Annotated in this window: 20 protein-coding genes; 5 read left to right on the top strand and 15 right to left on the bottom strand. The window is 60.1% G+C overall.

Annotated features, from left to right (window positions below; genetic code table 11):
* Positions 1-6 precede the first annotated feature (6 nt).
* Positions 7-981 carry a quinone oxidoreductase family protein gene (locus AB7M29_RS23345; protein ID WP_454248085.1) on the top strand — a complete coding sequence of 325 codons (975 nt, stop codon included), beginning with the start codon at positions 7-9 and terminating at the stop codon, positions 979-981.
* Positions 982-1,010: 29 nt separating this feature from the next.
* Positions 1,011-1,940 (top strand): LysR family transcriptional regulator, encoded by a 930-nt coding sequence (locus AB7M29_RS23340; RefSeq protein WP_454248084.1) that lies wholly within the window; start codon positions 1,011-1,013, stop codon positions 1,938-1,940.
* Between the two features lie 134 nt (positions 1,941-2,074).
* Here the strand turns inward: AB7M29_RS23340 and AB7M29_RS23335 are convergent, their stop codons facing one another.
* The 11 genes from AB7M29_RS23335 to AB7M29_RS23285 form a co-directional block, all read right to left on the bottom strand.
* On the bottom strand, positions 2,075-3,538 hold the full coding sequence (locus tag AB7M29_RS23335; protein WP_454248083.1) for a GDL motif peptide-associated radical SAM/SPASM maturase: 1,464 nt from the start codon (positions 3,536-3,538) through the stop codon (positions 2,075-2,077).
* 261 nt (positions 3,539-3,799) lie between these two features.
* Positions 3,800-4,381: a DUF1842 domain-containing protein gene (locus tag AB7M29_RS23330; protein WP_454248082.1), complete on the bottom strand. Its 582-nt coding sequence runs from the start codon at positions 4,379-4,381 to the stop codon at positions 3,800-3,802.
* A 54-nt stretch (positions 4,382-4,435) separates the two neighbouring features.
* Positions 4,436-5,083, bottom strand: coding sequence for a DUF1842 domain-containing protein (locus AB7M29_RS23325; protein ID WP_217858460.1), 648 nt, complete (start codon positions 5,081-5,083; stop codon positions 4,436-4,438).
* 41 nt (positions 5,084-5,124) lie between these two features.
* Entirely contained in the window at positions 5,125-5,313 is a 189-nt protein-coding gene (locus AB7M29_RS23320; protein ID WP_217858461.1) for a DUF1843 domain-containing protein, read from the bottom strand.
* 236 nt (positions 5,314-5,549) lie between these two features.
* On the bottom strand, positions 5,550-6,437 hold the full coding sequence (gene yghX, locus AB7M29_RS23315; RefSeq protein WP_454248081.1) for a YghX family hydrolase: 888 nt from the start codon (positions 6,435-6,437) through the stop codon (positions 5,550-5,552).
* 239 nt (positions 6,438-6,676) lie between these two features.
* On the bottom strand, positions 6,677-8,242 hold the full coding sequence (locus AB7M29_RS23310; protein ID WP_217858463.1) for an amino acid permease: 1,566 nt from the start codon (positions 8,240-8,242) through the stop codon (positions 6,677-6,679).
* Positions 8,243-8,399: 157 nt separating this feature from the next.
* On the bottom strand, positions 8,400-9,560 hold the full coding sequence (locus AB7M29_RS23305) for an iron-containing alcohol dehydrogenase (RefSeq protein ID WP_454248080.1): 1,161 nt from the start codon (positions 9,558-9,560) through the stop codon (positions 8,400-8,402).
* A 3-nt stretch (positions 9,561-9,563) separates the two neighbouring features.
* A complete protein-coding gene (locus AB7M29_RS23300; RefSeq protein ID WP_454248079.1) occupies positions 9,564-10,955 on the bottom strand; it encodes an aldehyde dehydrogenase family protein in 1,392 nt (463 codons plus the stop codon).
* Between the two features lie 9 nt (positions 10,956-10,964).
* A complete protein-coding gene (locus AB7M29_RS23295) occupies positions 10,965-12,338 on the bottom strand; it encodes a glutamine synthetase family protein (protein WP_315866172.1) in 1,374 nt (457 codons plus the stop codon).
* A gap of 227 nt (positions 12,339-12,565) precedes the next feature.
* Positions 12,566-14,323 (bottom strand): L-lactate permease, encoded by a 1,758-nt coding sequence (locus tag AB7M29_RS23290; protein WP_217858545.1) that lies wholly within the window; start codon positions 14,321-14,323, stop codon positions 12,566-12,568.
* Positions 14,324-14,458: 135 nt separating this feature from the next.
* Positions 14,459-15,100: a TetR/AcrR family transcriptional regulator gene (locus AB7M29_RS23285; RefSeq protein ID WP_217858467.1), complete on the bottom strand. Its 642-nt coding sequence runs from the start codon at positions 15,098-15,100 to the stop codon at positions 14,459-14,461.
* A gap of 100 nt (positions 15,101-15,200) precedes the next feature.
* Between AB7M29_RS23285 and AB7M29_RS23280 the strand changes: the two genes are divergently transcribed.
* On the top strand, positions 15,201-15,854 hold the full coding sequence (locus tag AB7M29_RS23280) for an NAD(P)H-dependent oxidoreductase (protein ID WP_217858468.1): 654 nt from the start codon (positions 15,201-15,203) through the stop codon (positions 15,852-15,854).
* A 275-nt stretch (positions 15,855-16,129) separates the two neighbouring features.
* Here the strand turns inward: AB7M29_RS23280 and AB7M29_RS23275 are convergent, their stop codons facing one another.
* From AB7M29_RS23275 to AB7M29_RS23260, 4 genes are all read right to left on the bottom strand, one after another.
* A complete protein-coding gene (locus AB7M29_RS23275; RefSeq protein ID WP_454248078.1) occupies positions 16,130-17,068 on the bottom strand; it encodes a class I SAM-dependent methyltransferase in 939 nt (312 codons plus the stop codon).
* Between the two features lie 75 nt (positions 17,069-17,143).
* Entirely contained in the window at positions 17,144-19,507 is a 2,364-nt protein-coding gene (locus AB7M29_RS23270; RefSeq protein ID WP_454248077.1) for a TonB-dependent receptor domain-containing protein, read from the bottom strand.
* An 84-nt stretch (positions 19,508-19,591) separates the two neighbouring features.
* A complete protein-coding gene (locus AB7M29_RS23265; protein ID WP_217858471.1) occupies positions 19,592-20,128 on the bottom strand; it encodes a FecR family protein in 537 nt (178 codons plus the stop codon).
* Positions 20,121-20,717: a sigma-70 family RNA polymerase sigma factor gene (locus AB7M29_RS23260; protein ID WP_454248076.1), complete on the bottom strand. Its 597-nt coding sequence runs from the start codon at positions 20,715-20,717 to the stop codon at positions 20,121-20,123. Before AB7M29_RS23260 ends, AB7M29_RS23265 begins: the two co-directional genes overlap by 8 nt.
* Before the next feature lie 203 nt (positions 20,718-20,920).
* Between AB7M29_RS23260 and AB7M29_RS23255 the strand changes: the two genes are divergently transcribed.
* Both AB7M29_RS23255 and AB7M29_RS23250 read left to right on the top strand, forming a co-directional pair.
* On the top strand, positions 20,921-21,328 hold the full coding sequence (locus tag AB7M29_RS23255; RefSeq protein ID WP_454248075.1) for a response regulator: 408 nt from the start codon (positions 20,921-20,923) through the stop codon (positions 21,326-21,328).
* Positions 21,329-21,460: 132 nt separating this feature from the next.
* Positions 21,461-22,129: an HAD-IA family hydrolase gene (locus tag AB7M29_RS23250; protein WP_454248074.1), complete on the top strand. Its 669-nt coding sequence runs from the start codon at positions 21,461-21,463 to the stop codon at positions 22,127-22,129.
* Positions 22,130-22,131: the final 2 nt, after the last annotated feature.

Genomic DNA, 22,131 nt, shown 5'->3' with positions numbered 1-22,131 from the left:
TCAGGCATGGTTTCTGTCGTTCGTATCGCACACACCGGCGCACCCGAGGTGATGACCATCGAGCAGGTGCCGGCGCGTGAGCCGGGGCCGGGTGAAGTCTGGCTGGAGCAGGAGGCGATTGGCGTCAACTTCCTCGATGTGAGTCAGCGCAAGGGCGCCGTGCCGCTGCCATTGCCGTCGGGTCTGGGCCTTGAAGGGGCGGGCCGGGTTGCCGCCATCGGCGCGGGAGTGAACAACGTCAAGGTGGGTGATCGGGTGGCCTACGCAACGGGACCTGTTGGCGCTTACGCGAGGGCGCGGCTGTTTCCGGCCGAGCGGCTGGTGCCGATCCCCGATGGGTTGACGGCTGAAGAGGCCGCCGCGGTGTTGTTCAAAGGCATTACCGCGCAGTACCTGCTGAAGACGACTTATCCGGTCGGCCCCGGCACCACTCTGGTTCTGTATGGCGTAGCGGGCGGCCTCGGGCAGATCATGGCGACGTGGGCCAAACACCTGGGAGCCTTTGTCATCGGCATTGTGTCCCGGGCCGAGAGTATCGAGACAGCCAAGGCGTTGGGCTGCGATGCGGTGCTGGTGTTCAATGCACAGACACTGGCCGCGGATGTGGCGGAGATCACCCACGGCAAGAAAGCCGATGTGGTCTACGATCCCATCGGGCGGGTGTCGTTCGAAGCGTCGCTCGACTGCTTGCGACCGCGTGGGTTGATGGTGTCTTTCGGGGCATCCTCCGGGGCGCCGACAGCGGTCGAAGTGGGCACGCTCAATGCCAAGGGCTCGTTGTTCCTGACCCGTCCTTCACTCGCCGCGCACTCCACTGACATCGCTGAATACCAACAACGGGCCGAGGATGTACTGGCCGCGGTCGAGGCGGGCATAATCAAGCCCGGTATCTGGGGCCGCTATGCATTGGCCGATGTGGCCAAAGCTCATGCCGATCTGGAAGGCGGCCAATCTCGCGGAGCGATCGTCCTCAAACCCTGATCGTCTGTTATCTGAAAAAAGAGTGTTTTGTGAACCCACTGGACAGCCGCCACATCGATGAAATTGCAGCACTTCTTGCGGTCGCTTCGGCGCATTCGTTCGTGGCTGCCGGACGGTTGCTGCAACGCCATCCGACGGTGATTTCAAAGCGCCTGGCGACGATGGAAAAGCGCTTGGGCGTGCGGCTGATGGAGCGCACGACGCGCCAGGTGCGGTTGACTGATGCCGGCAGCCGCCTCGTCGAACGTCTGCGCTCTGCCACGGGGTTGATCATCGAGGCCGAACAGGAAGCGTCACTGGGCGCGGCGCAGGTTCGTGGCGTTTTGCGCCTGGCTTTTCCTGCCGCGATGGGGCGCTTGTGGCTGGCGTCGATGCTGCCGGAATTTCTGGCGGCTCATCCACTGGTCTCCGTCGAGGTGGATTACAGCGATCGCGTCGTCGACATTATTGGTGAAGGATTCGATGCGGCGATTCGTATTGGCGAATTGAACGACAACCGCCTGGTTGCGAAGAAGCTCAGTGATCATCGCCGCATTCTCTGCGCCTCACCGAGTTACATAGGACAGCATGGTTTACCGGCCAGCCCGAAAGAACTGACCGAGCACAACTGCCTGGGCTTTACCGGCCTTGCGGCGTTTCCTGAATGGCGTTTGTCGAAGGGTGATCGGCAGGAGAGGGTCATCACCAGGGGAACCTTGACCTCGAACGACGGCGAGGCGTTGCTCGCCGCGGCCAAGGCCGGCGTCGGTATTTTGGGCGCTGGCGAGTGGCTGATGAGCCGGGATATCGCCAACGGCCAGATGGTTCGCGTTCTGCCGGAGTGGGACCTGGATGCTCAGGGCGGGATCTATCTGGTGCGAGCATCCGCCGCGTTCACACCGGCAACGCTCATGGCCTTCAAGGAATGGCTGGAGGCCAGATTTGCGCAAGGGCCGCCTTGGCAAATGCCAGCCAGTTAAGATGCGATACCTGTGGGAGCGGGCTTGCTCGCGAAAGCGGTGTGTCAGGCGACATCAATGTTGACTGTGCCGCCGTCTTCGCGAGCAAGCCCGCTCCCACATGGATTGCGCTTGACTGACTGGCCATTACTCCCTTACATCAAGGTATTTTGCGGCAACCCCAGCAGGCCGGTCAGGGTGTTGATTATCGCTTGTTGCCGCGCACGGTCTGTCTGGTGCACGGCTTCTGCGGCGGCGACATCGGCATCGCAGTGAGGGCAAGTCACTTCGTGCGCATGGATGTACTGCAAGCAGCCGCGACACAGCGCCAGTTGCGGTGGAATGCGTCCTTCGTCCGGCGATTTCTGGCCCTGGTTCGCCCAGGCCAGTTTGATCACCTGGCCGCTGTCGCTGACGCTGCTGACCTTCTCGCCGGTGTCGATGCGTTCGGTGATCAGGTCAAAACGTCCAACGGCGAAGGAAGTCTTTGCCGCGTCTTCGAGTTTGACGATGCGCTCGCGCAGCCCGCGTTTTTGCAGATCCAGCGCGCGGTAATGGCAGTAGGGATTGTTGCCGGGTTTGCCGAGCAGGGAGTGCGACGTCCAGGTGCAGCCGCCACGGCAGACGTCGTTGTAGTAACAGCTTCGGCAGTAACCCCACAGGTCGTCGACGCCACGCAGTCGGCCAAAGTGCATGCCTTCGCTGTAGTGCCAGATATCGTGCAGGCTCATGGTGCGCACGTTGCCGCCCGAAAACCCCACCGTTGCCAATGACGGGCAACCTTTGACGGTGCCGTCGGCTTCCAGTGCCAGCACGGTCTGGCCGGCGGCGCAGCCGCTCCAGTGCACGCGCTCGTCACCGAAACCACGCCACATGTGTTCATAAGGACCGTAGTAACCAATGTTGTTGCCCACGTTCATCAGCAGGCCGCGATCGACGCCTTCGCGATACAGGCGCGCCAGCAATGGCATCACTTCCAGCAGTTGATAAGGCTGCAACAACAGCTCCGGGTGATCGACGGCATTGCCCATCGCGACCGTCAGCTGGATCTGCCAGTGAGTGGCGCCGAGGCCGATGATCAGGTCCATCAACTCGGGCAGATCGGGCAACGTGGCCGCGCCGATTTGGGTGTTGACGCTCACCGCAAGCCCGGACTGTTTGGCCCGTCGCAAGGTGTCTACCGCCTTGTCGAACGAGCCCGGAACATTGCGCACCGCGTCATGCAGCGGGGCCAATCCGTCCAGTGAAACACCGACGCCATTGAGCCCGGCATCCACCGCTGCCTGCATTTTTGCGGGCGTCAGGTTGCGTCCACCGGTTTGTATGGCGCAGTACATGCCGTGATCGTGGATGGCCTGGATCAGTTGCGTCCAGTCCTTGCGCAAATAGGCTTCACCACCAATCAGGGTGATCTCGCGAGTACCGAGGGCGGCCAGGGCATCGATGACGTCCAGGCATTCCCGGGTGTTCAATTCGTCGGGTCGTCGATGGCCGGCACGTGAGCCGCAGTGCAGGCATTTGAGGTCGCAGGCCAGGGTGATTTCCCAGACCACATGCACCGGCACGTAGCGTTTGAGGTCGGTTTCACTGAGGTAGCGGGCAGGGCGACTGTCTGACATGGGAAATCCTTGCGCACCAACGCGTGCGCGGCACGAATCCATCGAAGTGTTCGCGCCTTCCTTGGGCCAGTGGCGCGACCGGATTTACCTTTATGTTGTTGAAATGAACCGGGGCCAGTCAGTTAAGCGCGGAACTCTGTGGGAGCGGGCTTGCTCGCGAAAGCGGTGTGTCAGGCGACATCAATATTGACTGTGCTGCCGCCTTCGCGAGCAAGCCCGCTCCCACATGGATTGCGCGTAACTGACCCGTATTACCCGGGGTTAGCGAGCCTCCAGCCGAGCGATTTCAACGTTCAACTGATCCAGTGCATTGCGCAGCGCACCGCTGTGGGCCAGTTGCTGTTCACCCTGGCTGACCACGGCTTTCAGTTGTGCCAGGTCACCGCTGGCTTGCGCTTGCTGGACCGCGACGGCGTAGAGCGGTACCGCATGGTGCGGATGCTCTGGGCGCACAATAACGGGAGCCTGGCTGACAGCGGCGTGTTTCACGTAATGCCAATGGCCCTGTTCCTGGTATTTGTAGTCGGCATAACCGCTCGCCCAATCACCGCCCAAAATGCCCTTCAAACCGAAGGTCTGGGCGATCTGGCTGAGAGGGCCGCTCGGGCTGCCAGCCAGGGTGAGGATGATGTGGTTCTCGGCAGTCGGAACCAGTTTGGCCTCGGAGTACTCACCCCATACACGGGCACGGAAGTTGAGGGGTGGGTAGGTGCTTTGGAAAATACTCGCTATCCCGCTGACTTTTTTCTTTGCGGTATCCACCAGCAGATCGAGGGTTAAAACCGGTGCGCCCAGCTGGTGATTGCTGACGTTGAGGCGGGTATGAAAAAGTCCGATTGACATGGTGCTACTCCCTTATTTGTATTCAAGACAAGTCGGGCATATTTCGTGGTCGAGTCAGCGGCGTTCCTGGCGGCTGATTTCTTCCTTGGCCGTTTCAAGCGCACTCTGCAGTTGGGGTTGCTGATCCAGTTGCTGCTGGGCCAGGCGCGACAGGTTTTTCATCTGGGCCAGGTCACCACTGGCCATTGCACTTTGAATCGGTGCGGCGTACAGCGGCATGATGGGCGGATAAGATGACTCCGGCGGAATCACCGGGCCGGGCTCCAACGGCAACGGGGAGACGTGGGACGGCACCGCCTCAATGAGATGGGCGGGCGCATTGTTGACCTCGACCCACTGCTGCTGACCATTCAAGTACGAATAGTTGGCGACGCCTTCTTTCCAGTCGGTGCCCACCACCAGTTGCAACTTGAAATTCACGATGGAGTTCGAGCCTGAGCCGCCATGATTGCCTTGTGCGGTGATCAGGATTTTGCTGACGCCGGGTGACATGACCGTCAGGTAGGTGTACTCGCCCCAGACATCGGAATGCACATCCAGCGGCGGGTTGGTCGCCTGAGTGATTGCAGCGGTGCCGTTTACAGTCTCATCAGGGGTAAAGACCAGAAGATTGAGTGCCAGACTTTGTGCACCCGGCATCGAAGTACCAATTCGGTAGCCGAGCGGGAACAAACCGACAAGTTGCTGATTAGAACCAGACATGGTTATTGCCTCCATTGCAATAAGGGGAGCGGAAATAGCTGTTAGTGCTTTTCCAGGCGTGCGACTTCCTTGGCCAACTGCTCGTAAGCAGTACTTAGCTCTTTGTTTTCTGGTGTGGATGCATCGCGTTGTTTCAATAGCGTCTTCATTTGCGGCAGGTCGCCTGCCTTGATCGCGCTTTGGATGGCCACCCCATAGGGGGGCATGCTATGGCGAGTTGAACTGCTCATAACGATTCCTTCCGTGGTGTTTACGGGCACTGCTGTCATCAGCAGTTTTTGCAGTTAAGCAGGCGCCGATAAATATGCAATGGGCAATGGAAGAGTAATTTTTAATATTATTTTATCAATCGCGATGGGTTAGGAGGCGATATGTTCAATATTAAGATTGGCGATGAAGGAAGACCTGTTAAGTTACTTGTTCATAAGCGTTAAGTTCCTTATCGCCATTATTCGTGTTTGATTAATCAAGCCAAGTAACGCCGAAACCAGGCCAGGGTTCGGTCCCAGGCAAGCCTGGCGGCGGCATCATCGTATCGAGGTGTAGAGTCGTTATGAAAACCGTGGTTAGCGCCAGGATAGATATAGGCTTCATAGGTCTTGGCGGCCGCTTTCAACGCCTGCTCGTAGGCGGGCCATCCTTCATTGATGCGTGTATCCAGTTCGCCATAGTGAAGCAATAAAGGCGCCTTGATTCTGGGGACATCTTCTGCCTTCGGCTGACGGCCATAAAAGGGCACGGCAGCCCCTAACTCTGGATAGGCCACGGCCGCGGCATTGGCAACCCCACCGCCATAACAGAAACCAGTGATGCCGACTTTTCCACTGGTGGCGTCATGTTTCATCAGCCATTCGATGGCGGCGAAAAAGTCATTCATGAGTTTTTCCGGATCGACTTTCTGCTGCAGTTCCCGGCCTTTGTCATCGTTGCCGGGATAGCCGCCTACCGACGTCAGGCCGTCAGGGGCGAGTGCGATGAACCCCGCTTTGGCGAGACGCCGGGCGACATCCTCGATGTAAGGGTTGAGCCCACGGTTTTCATGCACGACCACCACCGCCGGCACGTTGCCGGTGGCTTTGGCAGGGCGCACCCAATAGCCACGAACCTGCCCGTGACCCTTGGGCGAGGGGTAAGTGATGTACTCGGCAATGATGTCCGGGTCGGTAAATGGCACCTGTTCGGCCAGCGCATAATTCGGGCTCAGGGCGGCGAGGAGGGCCGAGGCCGTCAAGCCGCCCAAGGTGAACAGCGCCGCACGATCAAGAAACTCTCGCCGGTTGATTTTGCCGTGGGCGTAGTAGTCGTAGAGTTCGAGCAGTTCAGGGGCAAAATCTTTCGCCGTGAGACGGTCCATCTGCGTGCTTCCTGTTGGTTGATCCCGATTGCGCCACTTCATAAAAAGCGGAGGGGCAGCGCCTAATGCCAGTCAGTTAAGCATGCGAAACCTGTGGGAGCGGGCTTGCTCGCGAAAGCGGTGTGCCAAGCGATATTAATGTCGACTGACACGCCCTCTTCGCGAGCAAGCCCGCTCCCACATGGATTGCTTAACTGACTGGCATTAGCGCTCAGCCCCCCGCTTTTGGGCTATGGCAATTAGCTCCCAGCCTGTTTATTCAACGCCTCTTCAGCCGCTGCGATTTCTGCCTGACGCTTGATGATCATCTCGCCCACGGGCGGGCCCTGGAAGCGTCGGGCTTCAAAGGCGAACCAGATGATTGCCGTCAGAATCAGGAAACCGAGCGTGATGTACAGCGCCCAATCGTTCGGTGGCTGAATGCCGATGACAAAGATCAGCACCATCGAGAGGATCGAGAGGATGGCGAAAAACGAATACAACCCGCGCCCCATGTTCCACGGTCCCATGGTCGGCCACTTCGCAGTCCCGTAGGTAAACAGGCCCAGCACGATGGGAATGATGAAAGAGAAGAACAGGAAGATCACCGTGCAGGAGACCACGATCGTGTAAACCGGCGTTTCACCGATCGATACCAGGGACGATCCCCACACGAACAACACCGCGAGAGTGGCACCGGTCCAGATCGCCGCCACCGGGCTGCGATGGGTCGGAGAGACCGAGGCCAATGCTTTCGAGAAGGGCAGGCCGCCGTCACGGGAAAACGCGAAGATCATGCGTGAAACCGAGGTCACGGTCGCCAGCCCGCAGAGAACCTGCGAGATGAAAATCGCCAGGTAAAGCACCATTTTGATCGCCGGGTTCACCTGAGTGTCCATCGCCCAGAAGAACACATTCCAACCCTGCTTCGCCGCTTCGTCCATGCTCGGCAACATCAGTACAAACGAGCAGAGCATGACCCAGCCGAACAGCAACGACCAGGCCACCGAGCTGACCATCCCGAGCGGCACCGACCAGGCTGCCTGACGAGTCTCTTCGGAGGTGTGCGCGGAGGCGTCGTAGCCGGTGATGGTGTAGATCGGCAAGAGCAGGCCGAGCATGAAAATCCAGCCGTTCGACACCTGTGGCCAGACGCTGCCGCCGGCCTCGCCGGAATAGTTGCCGAAGGTCACCAACCGGACGAACTCATAGCTGGGTGCAGCGATCAGGCAGACGATGGTCAGTGCGAGCGCCGTGGCGAAGATCAGGTAGCCCGAGAAGTCGGTGAGCTTTGCCGTCAGGCCGATGCCGAAATGGTTACACAAAGCCTGGATGCCGGTCAGGATCGCCAGGAAAATGATCCGTGTGGTGATGGTGTCTTCCATTCCCAGGGCCGGTCCGAAGGCACCGAAAAAGAAGTAATAGGTACCGACGTTGATCGCGCCGAGCACCGTGATCAGCCCTAGCAGATTGAACCAGGCCGTCAGCCAGCCGGTGAAGCGGTTACCGAGAATCGAGCCCCAGTGATAGAGACCGCCGGCCGTTGGGTAGGCCGAGGAAATCTGTGCCATGGCCATGGCGAAAACCCCGGAGATCAGGCAACCGAGTGGCCAGCCGATACCGATGGCTGCACCGCCCGCACCCGAGGTGCCCTGGGCCAGCGAGTTGATGCCACCCGAGAGGATGCAAATGATCGAAAAGGAAATGGCAAAGTTTGAGAAAACGCCCATGCGTCGCGAGAGTTGCTGGGCATAGCCCATGCTGTGCAACACCTTGAGGTCGTCGTCTTGTGGCGCGGTGGCGCCGGGTTGGCTTACTGGACTCATAGCGTGTGCTCTTGTTCAGGTTTTGATCCACATCCATCCGCGTGGTGCGTTGCCGAATGGGTTTGTCTTCAACCCCCTGTCGTACTGCTCCTGCCTCTAACGGTTGAAACCCATCCAGGTTGCGTGCTCACACGTTGGCCATGGACAGGCGATTGCTCTAGAGCCGGCCGTGAAACGCCGCGTCGAAAATTTCTGCCGCGCCCGTTCGTGTCAACGGCAACGGGTTGCCACCGGCGCAGGGGTCGACAATCGCCATGTCCGCGATCAGATCGGCCTGTTTGTCATCCACGCCCAGCTCAAACAGCGTATGCGGCACGCCGATGTCTTTGCGCAGCTTGAGGACGAAGGCCAGAAAGCTGTCGAAGCCCGGGGAGGGCAGGCGCAAATACGCCGCCAGACGGGTGATGCGTTCCTCAATGGCCGGGCGATTGAACTTCAGCACATAGGGCATGAAAGTGGCATTGGTCATGCCGTGGTGGGTGTCGTACAGGGCGCCCACCGGATGCGCGAGTGCGTGCATGCCCCCCAGACCTTTCTGGAAAGCGGTGGCGCCCATCGCGGCAGCCGCCAGCATTTGCGCGCGTGCGTCGAGATCGGAGGGGGTGTGTACGGCTCGCACCAGCGCATTGGCCACCAGGCGCATGCCTTCCACCGCAATGCCTTCGGCCATGGGATGGAAACCGGGAGCGCAGTACGATTCCAGGCAATGGGCAAACGCATCCATGCCGGTGCCGGCGGTGACTTTTGCCGGCATGCCGATGGTGAGGGCCGGGTCGCTGATGACCACCCGCGGCATCATCTTCGGGTGGAAAATGATGCGTTTGGTGTGCGTACGTTCGTCGATGATCACCGCTGCACGGCCGACTTCGGAACCGGTGCCCGCGGTGGTCGGCACCGCAATGACCGGGGCGATGCTGCTTTCGTCGGCGCGTGTCCAGTAGTCGCCGATGTCTTCGAAATCCCAAACCGGTCGGGTCTGGCCGCTCATGAACGCGATGAGCTTGCCCATATCCAGGCCGCTACCGCCGCCGAAGGCGACCACGCCATCGTGTTTGCCGGCGCGCCAGGCATCGAGCCCACCCGCGAGGTTGGCTTCAATGGGGTTAGGTTTGAGGTCAGAAAACAGCGCTACACCGAGACCGGCAACGCGCAAGGATTCCAGCGCCGCCGCGGTGATCGGGGCACGCGCCAGGCCACTGTCGGTGACCAGCAACGGTCGCTGGATCCCTTGGCTGCGGCAAACCTCCGCCAGTTCGGCGATGCGGCCGACACCAAAGCGGATGCTCGTGGGGTAGTTCCAGTTCGCGGTCAGGCTCATGGCTCAGATCTCGTGGCGCAGATGGAAGGATTTCGCGCGGGTCAGGTGTTCATAGCCAAGGCGCGACAGGGTTACGCCGCGCCCGCTGTTTTTCACCCCGGTCCAGGCCAGGGCCGGGTCCAGATAATCGCAGCGATTCATGAACACGGTGCCGGTGGCGATCTCGTCGCCGATGCGTTCGGCGGCGGCGAGGTCTTGCGTCCAGATAGACGCGCTGAGCCCGAACTCACTGTCGTTTATCAAGGCGATGGCTTCGTCGTCGCTGGCCACCGACATGATGCCGACCACCGGGCCAAAGCTTTCCTCGCGCATCACCGACATTTGGTGGGTGACGTCCACCAATACTTGCGGCGCGAGGTAGGCGCTGCCCGGTGCGTCGGCAGGAAAGTCCTTTGGATCGATCAGCGCCCTGGCCCCTTGTGCCAGTGCATCGGCGATCTGCCCGCGAACGAATTCAGCGGCGCTCGGTGTGATCAAGGGGCCGAGGGTGGTGGCTTCGTCCAGCGGATTGCCGAGTACGTATTGGCGGGTCAAGGCGACGAAGCGCTTGATAAAGGCCGGGTAAATTTTTTCATCGACATAGATGCGTTCGACGGCGCAGCAGCTCTGCCCGGAGTTGAAGAAGCTGCCATCCACCAGGTTTTCCACCGCATGTTCAAGGTTGGCGTCTGCCCGGACGTAGGCGGGGTCTTTGCCGCCAAGCTCCAGGCCTACGCCGAGGAAACCTCCGACGGCCGCTTGTTCCATGGCCTTGCCGGCGTCCACCGAGCCTGTGAAGTTCACCTGTTGTACGCGTCCAGAGGCAATGATCGCTGCGGTATAGAGATGACTAAGCAGCAAGTTCTGAAACAGTCCTTCGGGCAGATTGGCGCGGCGAAAGGCCTCGGCGAAACGCTCGCCCACCAGCAACGTTTGCGTGGCGTGCTTGAGGATGACGCTGTTGCCCGCCATCAGCGCCGGAATGATCGTATTCACCGCCGTCAGATAGGGGTAATTCCACGGTGCGACGACCAGCACCGTACCCAGCGGTTCACGTTTGATACATCGCCGAAAACCGGCGATGGGTGCAGGTTCAATCGCTGCCAATGCCTCAGGCGCAATGGCGATCATGTGCCGCGCACGTTCTCCGAAGCCGCGCAGTTCGCCGGCGCCGAAGCGTATCGGGCGGCCCATCTGCCAGGCCAGTTCCGGCACGATCTCGTCTTTCATCGCCAGCATCGCGTCCACGGCGGCGCTGCATAAGGCTGCGCGTTCGCTCAGTGGTCGGCGCTTCCATTGCGCCTGGGCGGTTGCGGCAGCTGCCAGAGCCTGCTCGATCTGCGCTGCATCGGCACGGCGGCGTTCGGCGTAGACCCGGCCATCGACCGGGGAGATAAGTTGAACGATCTCAGTCATGGTGTGTGCTCAATAACGCTCGAAGCCGCGCTGCAGTTCCCAGTCGGTGATGCGCCGGTCGTACTCTTTCTGTTCCCACTCGGCGGTGTGCACGTAGTGGTCGATCACCTCATCGCCGAACGCCTCGCGCAACATGCTCGACGCCTTGAGTGCGGCGCAGGCCTCGCGCAGGGTTTTCGACACTTCGGGCAAGTGCTCGTCGACGTAAGCGTCGCCCTCGAAGGGCGGAGCAAGGCTGAGCTTCTCGTCGATACCGGCCAGGCCAGCAGCAATCAACGCAGCGAAGGCCAGATAGGGGTTGAGGTCGGCACCGCCGATACGGCATTCGATGCGGATGGCCTTGCTGCCTTCCGCGCATAAACGAAAGCCTGCGGTGCGATTGTCCCGACTCCAGACGGCCCGCGTCGGCGCGAAAGTGCCGGCCTGAAAGCGCTTGTACGAATTGATGTAGGGCGCAAGAAAACAGGTGATGTCGTTGGCGTATTTGAGCTGTCCGGCCACCCAGGAGCGCATCAGCTTCGACATGCCAAATTCGGCCTTGGGATCAAAGAACAGCGGCTTCTTGGCATTTTTGTCCCACAACGAATTGTGCACATGGCTGCTGGAACCGGCGGCGTCATAGCGCCACTTGGCCATGAACGTGATCGCCTTGCCCTGCAGTTGCGCGATCTCTTTGCAGGCGTGTTTGATGATCACGTGATGGTCAGCCATGGTCAGGGCATCGGCATAACGGATGTTGATCTCTTCCTGCCCTGGCCCCCATTCACCCTTGGAGTTTTCCACCGGAATGCCGGATGCCTGCAGGTGTTTGCGAATCGCCCGCAGCACCGGTTCCTCGCGGGTAGTCTGCAGGATGTTGTAATCCTCGATGTAGTGACCGGCAGTCTTTGGCTTGTGGTAGTTGCGCTTGTGAATAGCCTCGTAACTCTCGTCAAACAGATAGAACTCCAGCTCAGAGGCGAACATACCGGTATAGCCGCGTTCGCGCAGTCGTTCGACCTGCTTTTTCAGGATCGCCCGTGGGCTATGGGGCAGGTCGCGCCGATGGTGATGATCGAGCACGTCGCAGAGCACCAGCGCCGTGCACTCAAGCCAGGGCACCCGACGCAAGGTGGCCATGTCGGGTTTCAGGACAAAGTCGCCATAACCTTTGCTCCAGCTGGCCGCGGCGTAACCCGGCACCGGTTCCATGTCGATGTCGTCAGCCAGCAGGTAGTTGCAGCAGTGGGTTTCTTCGTGGCCGCTGTCGATGAAAAACTCGACCTGGAATCGCTTGCCGACCAGTCGCCCTTGCATGTCGACCATGCAGACCAACACGGTATCGATCTCGCCTGCGGCAGCGGCGCGCTTGAGTGCATCAAAGCTGAGGAGGGGCTCGGTCATCACGTCAATCCTGCGTGAAAGGTTTGGGCCTGTCTGAAATAGCTGTTGCAGACGCTCTCCAGAACAAACCAAAACCTGCAGAATCGAGCATCGTGAGCAATGAGCTGCTGAAAGCTTAGCCTACTGTTGCTATGCGCAAGTTTCGGCCTGATGTGAACGGCGGTTATCTGGTCTGAACCATGGCTCGGGTTGCGACTCCGAGCCATGGTTAACAGCGGTCGCCTTGGTTAATTCCCGCCCACCACCATATGGCTGAACGGCGCCACATACGCCTGCAACGTCACCAGCCCGCCGACCAGAATCGCCAGCACCACGGAGTGGAAAAACACATAGCGCAGGATTTCACCTTCATGGCCGTACCAGCGGGTGGCGGTGGACGCGACCACGATCGACTGGGCATCGACCATCTTGCCCATGACCCCGCCGGAACTGTTGGCCGCGGCCATCAATACCGGGCTCAGGCCCAATTGCTCGGCCGTTACCCGTTGCAAGCCGCCGAACAGCACGTTGGAGGCCGTGTCCGAGCCGGTCAGGGCAACGCCAAGCCAGCCGAGCAGCGTGCCGAACATGGGGTAGAAAATGCCCGTTGCGGCGAAGGCCAGACCCATCGTGGCGTCGAGGCCCGAGTAGCGGGTCAGGAAGCCCAGGGCAAGCATGGCCACAATGGTGATGAGCGAGTAGCGCACCACCCATATTGTTCGCAGGTAATGGTGCAGCAGCTGCGGGATGGAATAACCCATCAACAGCCCGCCAAGGATCGCCGCCAGCAAGATGCCGCTGCCGGTGCTGGTGAGCCAGGTGAACTTGTAGATCGCGTCCTCTTTTTTAGGCGTGGGTACAACGGGCGGGACCTTTTCGATCTGTTGGTGAATCGTGGCGAAGGTCAAGGTCGGGGCAAAGATCGGGTTGGCCTCGCGCATCGGCTTGCCTTGGGGATCGAGCTTGGCCGAGTGGGTTTGCGGATCCATGACCGGACGGGTATCGAACAGGTTTTTGAAGCTTTGAGTGCCCCAGGCAAAGACGAAGACCGTGAGGATGATCCACGGCATCCATGCGCGCATTACGGCGGGTTTGGCGTCGCGGGCAAAGGTCGCGCTGGGTTTCTCGTCCGGGTCCGCCTCCACCGTGGAGTTGTCGGCCCGGCCTGACAACGCGGCGGAGGTATGCACAGTGGCCGGCTTCCAGACCTTGAGGAAACCGGTCAGGCAGGCCATGGAAATCAGCGCGGCGATCACATCCACCAGCATCGGCCCGTGGTAGTTGGACACGAGGAACTGCGGTATGGCGAAGCTGACGCCAGCGACCAGGATCGCCGGCCAGATTTCCAGCATCTTGCGCCAGCCGGCGAAGGCCCAGATCAGCCAGAACGGCACGATCACCGAGAAGAACGGCAGTTGCCGGCCGACCATCATCGACAGCTCCATTTCATCCAGCCCGGTCACTTTGGCCAGGGTGATAATGGGCGTGCCCAAGGCGCCGAACGCCACGGGCGCGGTATTGGCGATCAACGCCAGGCCAGACGCGGCCAAGGGTGAAAAGCCCAGCCCGATCAGAATGGCCCCGGTCACCGCCACGGGGGTGCCGAAACCGGCGGCCCCTTCGAAGAAGGCACCGAAGCAGAAGGCAATCAGCAGCAGTTGCAGACGTCGATCGTCAGTGATGCGCGCCAGGGAATCCTGCAGCACTTTGAACGAACCGTTCTCGGTCGTCAGCCGGTGCAGGAAAATGATGTTGAGCACGATCCAGCCGATCGGCAACAGACCGTTGGCGGCGCCGTAGAGTGCGGCCGAGCCTGCCATGTCCGCCGGCATGCCGAAGGCGAAAATCGCAATCAGCAAGGCCGAGCCCAGGGCCAACAACGCCGCCAAATGCGCCTTGATGTGGAAAAACGCCAGGGAGACCAGCATCACCACCACCGGCACCGCCGCCATGATGGTTGATAGCATCGGGTTATCGAAAGGGTCGTAGATTTGCTGCCAGACCATGTTCCACCTCTGCTTTTTATTGTTGTAGCGCAGGCCCCCAGGGGGGAAGGTGGCTTCTAGTATAGGTGGCATTACGCTGCTGTCCTGGCGGGGCTTGTCTCACGCTGAAGTTGCTTGCCAGGCGTTGAACGCTGTTCAGTCTTTGAGGCTGCTTCCAGTGCGTGCGCTCCTTTCGACCATCGCCACGATCGTTGCGAACAGTTCGTCCTGTGCCTGCACGGGCGTGATCTCGCCAGTCGCGGCGGCATGGGACAGCGCCTCCGCTGCACCGAGCATTGCCCGAAGACTCGCTGGCGCGATTTCACCCGTTCCGGCGAAGGGAAGGAGGGCGTTGCGGCACTTGTCCATAAAGATCACTTCGTACTCGCGCTTGATCTTTTCCAGCTCGGGCGAGCTGGTCAATGCGGCGATCACGCCGGGTATCTCGCGGCCCTGAAGAAGGACGCAATCAACATAAGACGAGGCGATGACCATTGCCTTGCTGGCCAGCGTCGGTTCACTGGTTTGAAGCGCGGCGTCCAGGAGTGCGGTCTGACGCGCGTCGAACTCCTGATAAAGCGCCGCCAGCAACCCGGGGCGGGTGGTGAAATGGTCGTAAACCACCGGTTTGGTAACCCCCGCCTGTTCGGCGAGCCGCCCCAGGGTCAAGGCTTCCGTGCCTTCTTCTCGAACCAGCTGCCAGGCGACATCCAACAACTGGCGCTGGCGCTCTTCTCGTGACATCCGGCGGCGCGGTTGCGGGCTGGAATCCTGCTCAGGTGTTTCGGTGCTTGACATGCTTATGTACCAAAAGTAGCTTACTGATCGTAACTTACCAAGAGTATATAAGGCTCGTCTCTAGCCCTCAATCACTCATTCCGTAGCAGGAGGTTTCGATATGCATGCACTCATCGTTGTGGCTCACCATGACCCTCAGTCGCTCACCCATAGCCTCGCGAGGCAGATCGCCGAAGGTGTGTCCGGGGCTGATTCCGACCACTCTTTCGAAATCGCAGACCTTTGGGCGCAAGGGTTCGATCCGAGGTTCGGCGCGGCCGATCTCGCCGTCCATCATCGGCAAGCACCGCCTCCCGCCGATGTTGCGGCCGAGCAGGCGAGGATCGATCGCGCCGATGCACTGGTGCTGGTGTATCCGGTTTATTGGTGGTCGATGCCGGCGCTGCTCAAAGGCTGGATCGATCGGGTGTTCGCCAACGGCTGGGCATTCGATTTCAGTGCGGATGCCAAATTGGAGAAGAAGCTTCGCCACCTGCGGGTTCACCTTGTGGGTGTCGGTGGCGCCGATGCTGGAACCTACGCGCGCCATGGTTATGCCGACGCCATGAAGACGCAGATCGACCATGGGATCTTCGATTATTGCGGTGCCAGCGTTGTGACGTCCGAGCTGCTGCTCGACTCGGAAATCCAGGCGCCGACGGTTCATCTGGAGGCTGCGCGGGTGATCGGTCGTGATCTTTTCGATGCATCCAGGTGCAGCGACGCGGCCCAGGATGTTCACCACTGCCAACCGGCCAGCGCCAATGCTTTTTGAAAGACAAAAAAAGAGCCTCGAAGCTCTTTGATGGGGAGGAAGTAGAGCCGGAGGCTCAAGATGCGCATGAAACAAGTGGTGAGCTTATTGGGGTTCAGTTCACTCACCACCTACGCAACGGCTTAAACCTCCAACCGCCACGTATCAACATCGTAAGAAGCCGGGGGCTGGCACTCAAGTACCATTAGTCTAATCCTCCCGGCCAACCGGCCTGGCGCAGCGCTTTGAGCAAGGTGTTGGAGTGCTGCCGAAGGCTGCGATCTTTTGATCGTCAATTAACCCTGCTTGAACACCAACGCCTTCAACCCACACTCAACATCGGCATCGGGAAATTCCGGCGGATTCTCCAACCGCTGCTCAAACCGCAAACTCGGCGCTTCGCGGGTGACGCCATCAATGAGAAAGTCCGCACCGAAAGCCGGATCGTTCATGCAGGCCAGCACCGTGCCCTGAGGGCTGAGCAGTTCCGGCAGGCGGCGCAGCACGCGCTGATAATCCTTGGTCAGCAGAAAACTGCCTTTCTGAAAGGACGGCGGGTCGATAATGACCAGGTCGTATGGACCCTTGCCGATCACCTTGCCCCAGGACTTGAACAGGTCATGGCCGAGAAAACTCACCTTGCTCAGGTCATGGCCGTTGAGCCGGTGATTCTCGCGGCCACGGCTCAAGGCCGGGCTGGACATGTCCAGATTGACCACATGCAACGCGCCCCCCTCGATGGCCGCTACCGAGAAGCCGCAGGTGTAGGCGAACAGATTCAAAACGCGTTTGCCCTGAGCATTGGCCCGCACCCAGTCGCGGCCGTAGCGCATGTCGAGGAACAGGCCAGTGTTCTGTTTGCGGCCCAGGTCCACGCGATAATGCAGGCCGCCCTCGGTGATCGTCATCTCGTCGATCGGCTCCCCTAGCAGCCATTCGGTGGTGCTTTGCAGCAGATAGCGATGTTGCAGCAGCAAGGTGTGCGCGCCGGATTGTTTCCACGCCGGCGCCTGAGTGATCTCCATCAGCAACCGCTTCAAATCCTCCAGTTGCGCAGGGTCTGGCTCCTTGAACAGCGAGACCAGCACCACGCCCTGCAGCCAGTCGACAGTCAATTGCTCCAGCCCCGGCCAGCAGCGGCCACGGCCGTGGAACAGCCGACGGGTTTCTGCGGGTGCAGCCGCAAGCGCAGTCAGCAAATGGGCGTGGAGGACGGAGAGGGCATCTGGGTTCATCGGGCAAGGTCGGCAATGTAAAGGGGGCGGCATTTTAACCACAATTCGCCCCCCACGAACCAACAGCGCGCGCGGTTACCAATCCACCGAATAGCTGACCGCCAATCGACGCCCTTCGGCATGAGGGTAAGGCGCGGCCGCATTGGCCTGCATGTAGAGCGTTTCATAGTTGCGATCGCTCAAGTTGTAGACGCCCATGTCCAGTTTGCCCACCGGTAGCTCCACGCCGGCCAGCAGGTCGACCGTGGTATAGCCTTCGATTTTACGACCGTTGCCATCCTGAAAACCGGCGTCGTAACTGTCCAGGCGCATCGCCTGCAACCGCAGGTTGTAGTCGTCCTGCTCATAGGCGACGAAGGCAGTGGTTTTGGCCGGTGAGATGCGCGTGGCCGGCAGGTCGAGCCATTCGCCGTTCTGATGGGTTTCGCCTTTGGTCCAGGCATAGGTTCCGCCCAGCGACCAGGCTTGATCGAGGTGATAAGTCAGGCTGGTCTCGATACCGCGCACGCGTTCTTTCTGATCGATCAGCCGTTGCGCACGGGTGACGGAGTCGTAGTACTGCGTCACGTCCGAGCGATTCTCGAACAGGGTGACGTTGGCCTGCAATGACTCCCAGTCGCCGCGCCAACCGAGTTCGTAACTGTCGACCTTGATCGCTTGAGCGTTGAGGTCCTGAATGTTGTAACTGCCGCGCACATCACGCAGGAAGCGCTGCACATCGGGCAGCGAGAAGCCCTGGCTGAAGTTGACGAACACATCCTGCGCACTGCTGATGTGGTAGACCGCACCGAGGTTGTAGAGGGTGTCTTCGTACTTCAGCGTGCCGCCGGGCAACACCTCGGTCACGCCCGCTTGGGAAATGCCGCCAAAGGCGATGCTGTCGGCAACATCGCTGTGTATCCATTCGTGCCGCGCACCGCCGCGCAGGGTCCAGTCGCCGATGTCCCAACTCGATTGAGCGAAGAGTGCCGTGGTGTTGGTTTCAATGTCCGGGCCGAAGGCGTAGCGCTCGCCTGTCGGCGTGTAGGCCAAGCCGTCGACGCGATAGCGGTCGCCCTGCTGGCTGATTTGTTCGTTCTCGAAGTCGGCGCCCCAGACCAGGTTGCCGGTAGCGCTGCCAATCGAGGGCAGGGGGCTTTCCACGGCGGTGCGCAGGCCATAGACCTCGGCTTCGCTCTCGGAAGCCACAACCCCGGCGTTGGCGCCCCAGTTGTAAGGGAAAAACCGCGCCTGCTGTTTGCGCCAGTAACTTTCCACCATCAAGTGCTGGCCGAACAGATCGCGATCGGTGTAATTGAAGTTCACGGCCTGGTTATGGGTGAACGGCTGGTCGCTCAACTGCAAGCCTTTGATCGCCACCGACTCGCCATTGCGAGAGCCGGCCACATAGCCGGTGTCTTGTTTGTCCTCATACTCCTGCACGGACAGGCTCAGGCGTCGGTCGTCATCCAGATCGAAGCCGAATTTGGCGTGCAGGTCATGGCTCTCGGTGTCCATGTTGCTGCCCTGAAACGCTTCCTGGGCGATGCGGTTGCCATTGCCGTCGAACTGGTCATTGCGTTGCAACAGGTCGGCGGACAAATACCAGTCGAAGGCGTTCTGGCGCCCGGTCACGCTCTGGAACACTTCGTAGGCAAAACCTTTGCGATTGAGGTTGTCGGCAGTGCTGAGGCCTACGCGGCTGCTCATTGCCAGGGCTTGCCCCTCGTTACGCTTGGTGATGACGTTGATGATGCCGCCCGAGGCGCCCGCGCCGTAGAGGCTGCTGGCACCGGAGACCACCTCGATGCGTTCGATACTCGATGGCGCAATGCTGTTGAGTTGGCGTGAAACGTCGCGACTGGCGTTCTGCGACACACCGTCGATCAGCACCAGCACGTTACGCCCGCGAATGGTCTGGCCGTAGTTGCTCATCGTGCCGGAAGAGGGCGCCAGACCGGGCACCAGTGTGCCGAGAACATCGGCCACCTTACGCCCGGCAGCGGATTGTTGCGCGATCTCCTTTGCCTGAATCAACTGCACGGTGCCGGGAATCGAGGCGATGCTGGCCTCGCTGCGTGTGGCGGACACCACGGTGTCGGACAGTGACAGCGAGCCGCTGCCCAGTTCCAGCGGCGCCGGAGCCGGTTGTAGCGTGACGCTGTTTTTACCGCTGAAGCGCCATTGCAGGCCACTGTCGCGCAACAGGCTATTGAGTGCCTGTTCGGTGCTGTAATCACCCTTGAGCGACGGCGCCATTTTGCCGCGCAACAGCGCCGCGTCGACGCCGATGGACAGCCCGGTCTGCGTGGCCAGTGCCGTCAGTGCCGAGTCCAGTGGCTGGCTCGCCAGTTCGAAGTGAAAAGTGTCTGTCGCGGAGTCGGCGAAGGCCGGTACAGCGCAGCTCAAGGCAAGTGCCAGAGCGCTCAGGCGAAAGAAGGAAAAGGTCTGATTGGTCATTGTTGTTGCTCATGGAATCGACTGTATTAACTCCAATGACCGGGCTGAAATGAAATCGGGCAGTTGTCTTGAAGATTTTTTTGCTCAGCGCCGCCGCACCTGCACCACGTATTTGCTGTAGGTCTCGATACGAATCGGCAAGGCCGCCTGCAACAAGGCCAATGCGGCATCGCTGTCTTGCGCGGGCAGCACGCCGGTAAAGCGCAGGGTTTGCAATTGCGCATCCGACGCCCAGATAACTCCCCGACGATGCTGATCAATTTCGGCCAGTACTTCGGGCAGTGGCCTGTCGTGGAAAATAAGCCGGGCGGAGGGCGAAGTGATCGTCTGCGTGGCGGGCGCCATCCAGCTCTGCACGGGCAGCCACTGGCCGACGGCAATCGCCGCTGGCAACACCAGAGCTGCGCCTATCAGGCGGGCGCGACGAGGCCGGGTTTTCGGTGGCGGCGAGAAGGATTGCCAAAGCTGCTGAAGTTGTTCGAACAGTTGCGCATGGCGCACATCGGCGGCGTGCCAGGTGTTGAATTCGGCCAGAACTTCTGGCGAGGGCGCCTCATCCAGACGCACCAGCCAATGGGCCGCCTGCTCGCGGATCTGATCCTGGGTGAGGCTTTCAGTCATCGCTCAACCCCTCGGGCAAGGCGTCGAACAAACGGGCATGGCAATGCGCGAGCGACTTCGCCAGGTACTGCTTGACGCTGCTTTCGGAGACCTGAAGGTGCCTGGCAATGTCGGCATAGGAACAGCCATCGACACGCGCCATCAGAAAAGCCTTGCGCGGTTTCTCTTCCAGCTCTTCGAGCAACAGCAACAGCACTTTGCCGAGCAATTGGCGCACGGCAATGATCTGTTCCGGGCCTTGTTGGACCTGATGATCGAGTAGAACGACCATGCTGCGCAGGGTTTCTTCCTCGACTCGGCGCCGATGATACTGATTGATCAACAGCCGATTGGCTGCCACCAGTAGATAGGCCCGTGGTTCCTGCAGTGTCGGCAAAGCGTCCAGGCCCAGCAGTTTGACGAAGGTGTCATGGGCCATGTCGGCCGCATTGTCGGGGCAGCCGAGCTTTTTGCGCAGCCAGCCGAACAGCCAGCCGTGATGCCCACGGTAAAGCTCGGAAAGGGACGAAGCGGACTGACCCGACACGACGAAACCTCGAACGAAGATAATTCGCAAATGGGAAGCTGTTGCAATTGCGAATGCTGTCATGTTGGCGCGCGACGTTCAAGTCTGAGGCGAGAACCTGAGCCAGGACGCAATGAAAATCGCCAGCTGCTCCAAGGAATCCGCTTCAGCCGATTTCGTCGTCTGACTGTATCAAAAATGAATTTCCTCGAAGTCCGCTGCTCATACCTGTAAGTGGCGGATTTGAGCCTGCGAAATCATTTATGCAATCAGGGAGTGGCACGGTCATGGGTCCAGTATCGACGGCGGGCGGGCACTTGTCTGACGGTTTGATTCTTGTGGTTGAGGATGACCCGTTGATCCTGGAGTTTCTGTGCGAAATTCTTCAGGAGGAAGGCTTTGCGGTTGAACCACAGGTCAGCGCGGACGCCGCGTCGCAGTTTCTGGAGCAGCACGCGCCGGAGGTAGGCCTGTTGCTGACGGACATCACCATGCCGGGCAAACTCAATGGCGCGGACCTGGCCAATCAGTTCGGCGACCGTTGGCCAGACAAACCGATCATGATCATGTCCGGTTTCGAAACCCCGAAAAGCTCCGGGGTCAAGCATCAGGTTGCGTTCATCAAGAAGCCCTGGGCGGTAGGGCAATTGCTCGATTGTGTGCAAAACGCCTTGCACTCGAACCGACTCGCGTAGGCGCTGCCGCAAGCTGCTATCTTTTGATCTTCGCTTTTAAAAAGCAAAATCAAAAGATAGCAGCTTGCGGCAGCGCCTACGCGAGTGATGTACATTGCCTGACAACATTCGCCTGGTTCTGGAAATCGCCCTTTGTCCGTTCAAGCCTCCGTGTTCAACACCTCGTACCGCGCCTTTCTGTTCGATATGGACGGAACTGTCCTCAACTCCATCGCCGCCGCCGAGCGGATCTGGACCATCTGGGCCCTGCGCCACGGAGTCGATGTCGATACCTTCCTGCCAACCATCCACGGCGTTCGCGCCATCGACACCATCAACCGCCTGGCATTGCCCGGGGTAGACGCCGAAGCTGAAGCCGCGTGGATCACCGAGGCGGAAATCGAGGATGTGGAAGGGATTGTCGAGGTGGCCGGCGCGGCGAGTTTCCTCAAGTCGCTGCCCGCCAATCAATGGGCCATTGTCACCTCCGCGCCACGGGCGCTAGCCCTGCGCCGAATGGCGGCGGCAGGCATTCCCGCACCTGGCGTGATGGTCACCGCCGAAGACGTCAGTGCCGGCAAACCTGACCCTGCGGGTTATCGGCTGGCTGCCCATCGGTTAGGGGTCGAGCCCACTGATTGCCTGATCTTCGAAGACGCCGCCGTGGGGATTCGCGCAGGTGAAGCGGCGGGTGCCCACGTCATGGTCATCACCGCGACGCATGTTCATCCGCTTCAGACCCCGCATACTACTTTGGCCAGTTATGACTCGGTCAAGGCGCGAATGGATCTCCACAGCCAGATCAGCCTGTACACACTTTAATG

This window comes from Pseudomonas sp. F-14 TE3623, from assembly GCF_053629015.1.
This window is presented reverse-complemented; position numbering and strand designations above follow the sequence as displayed.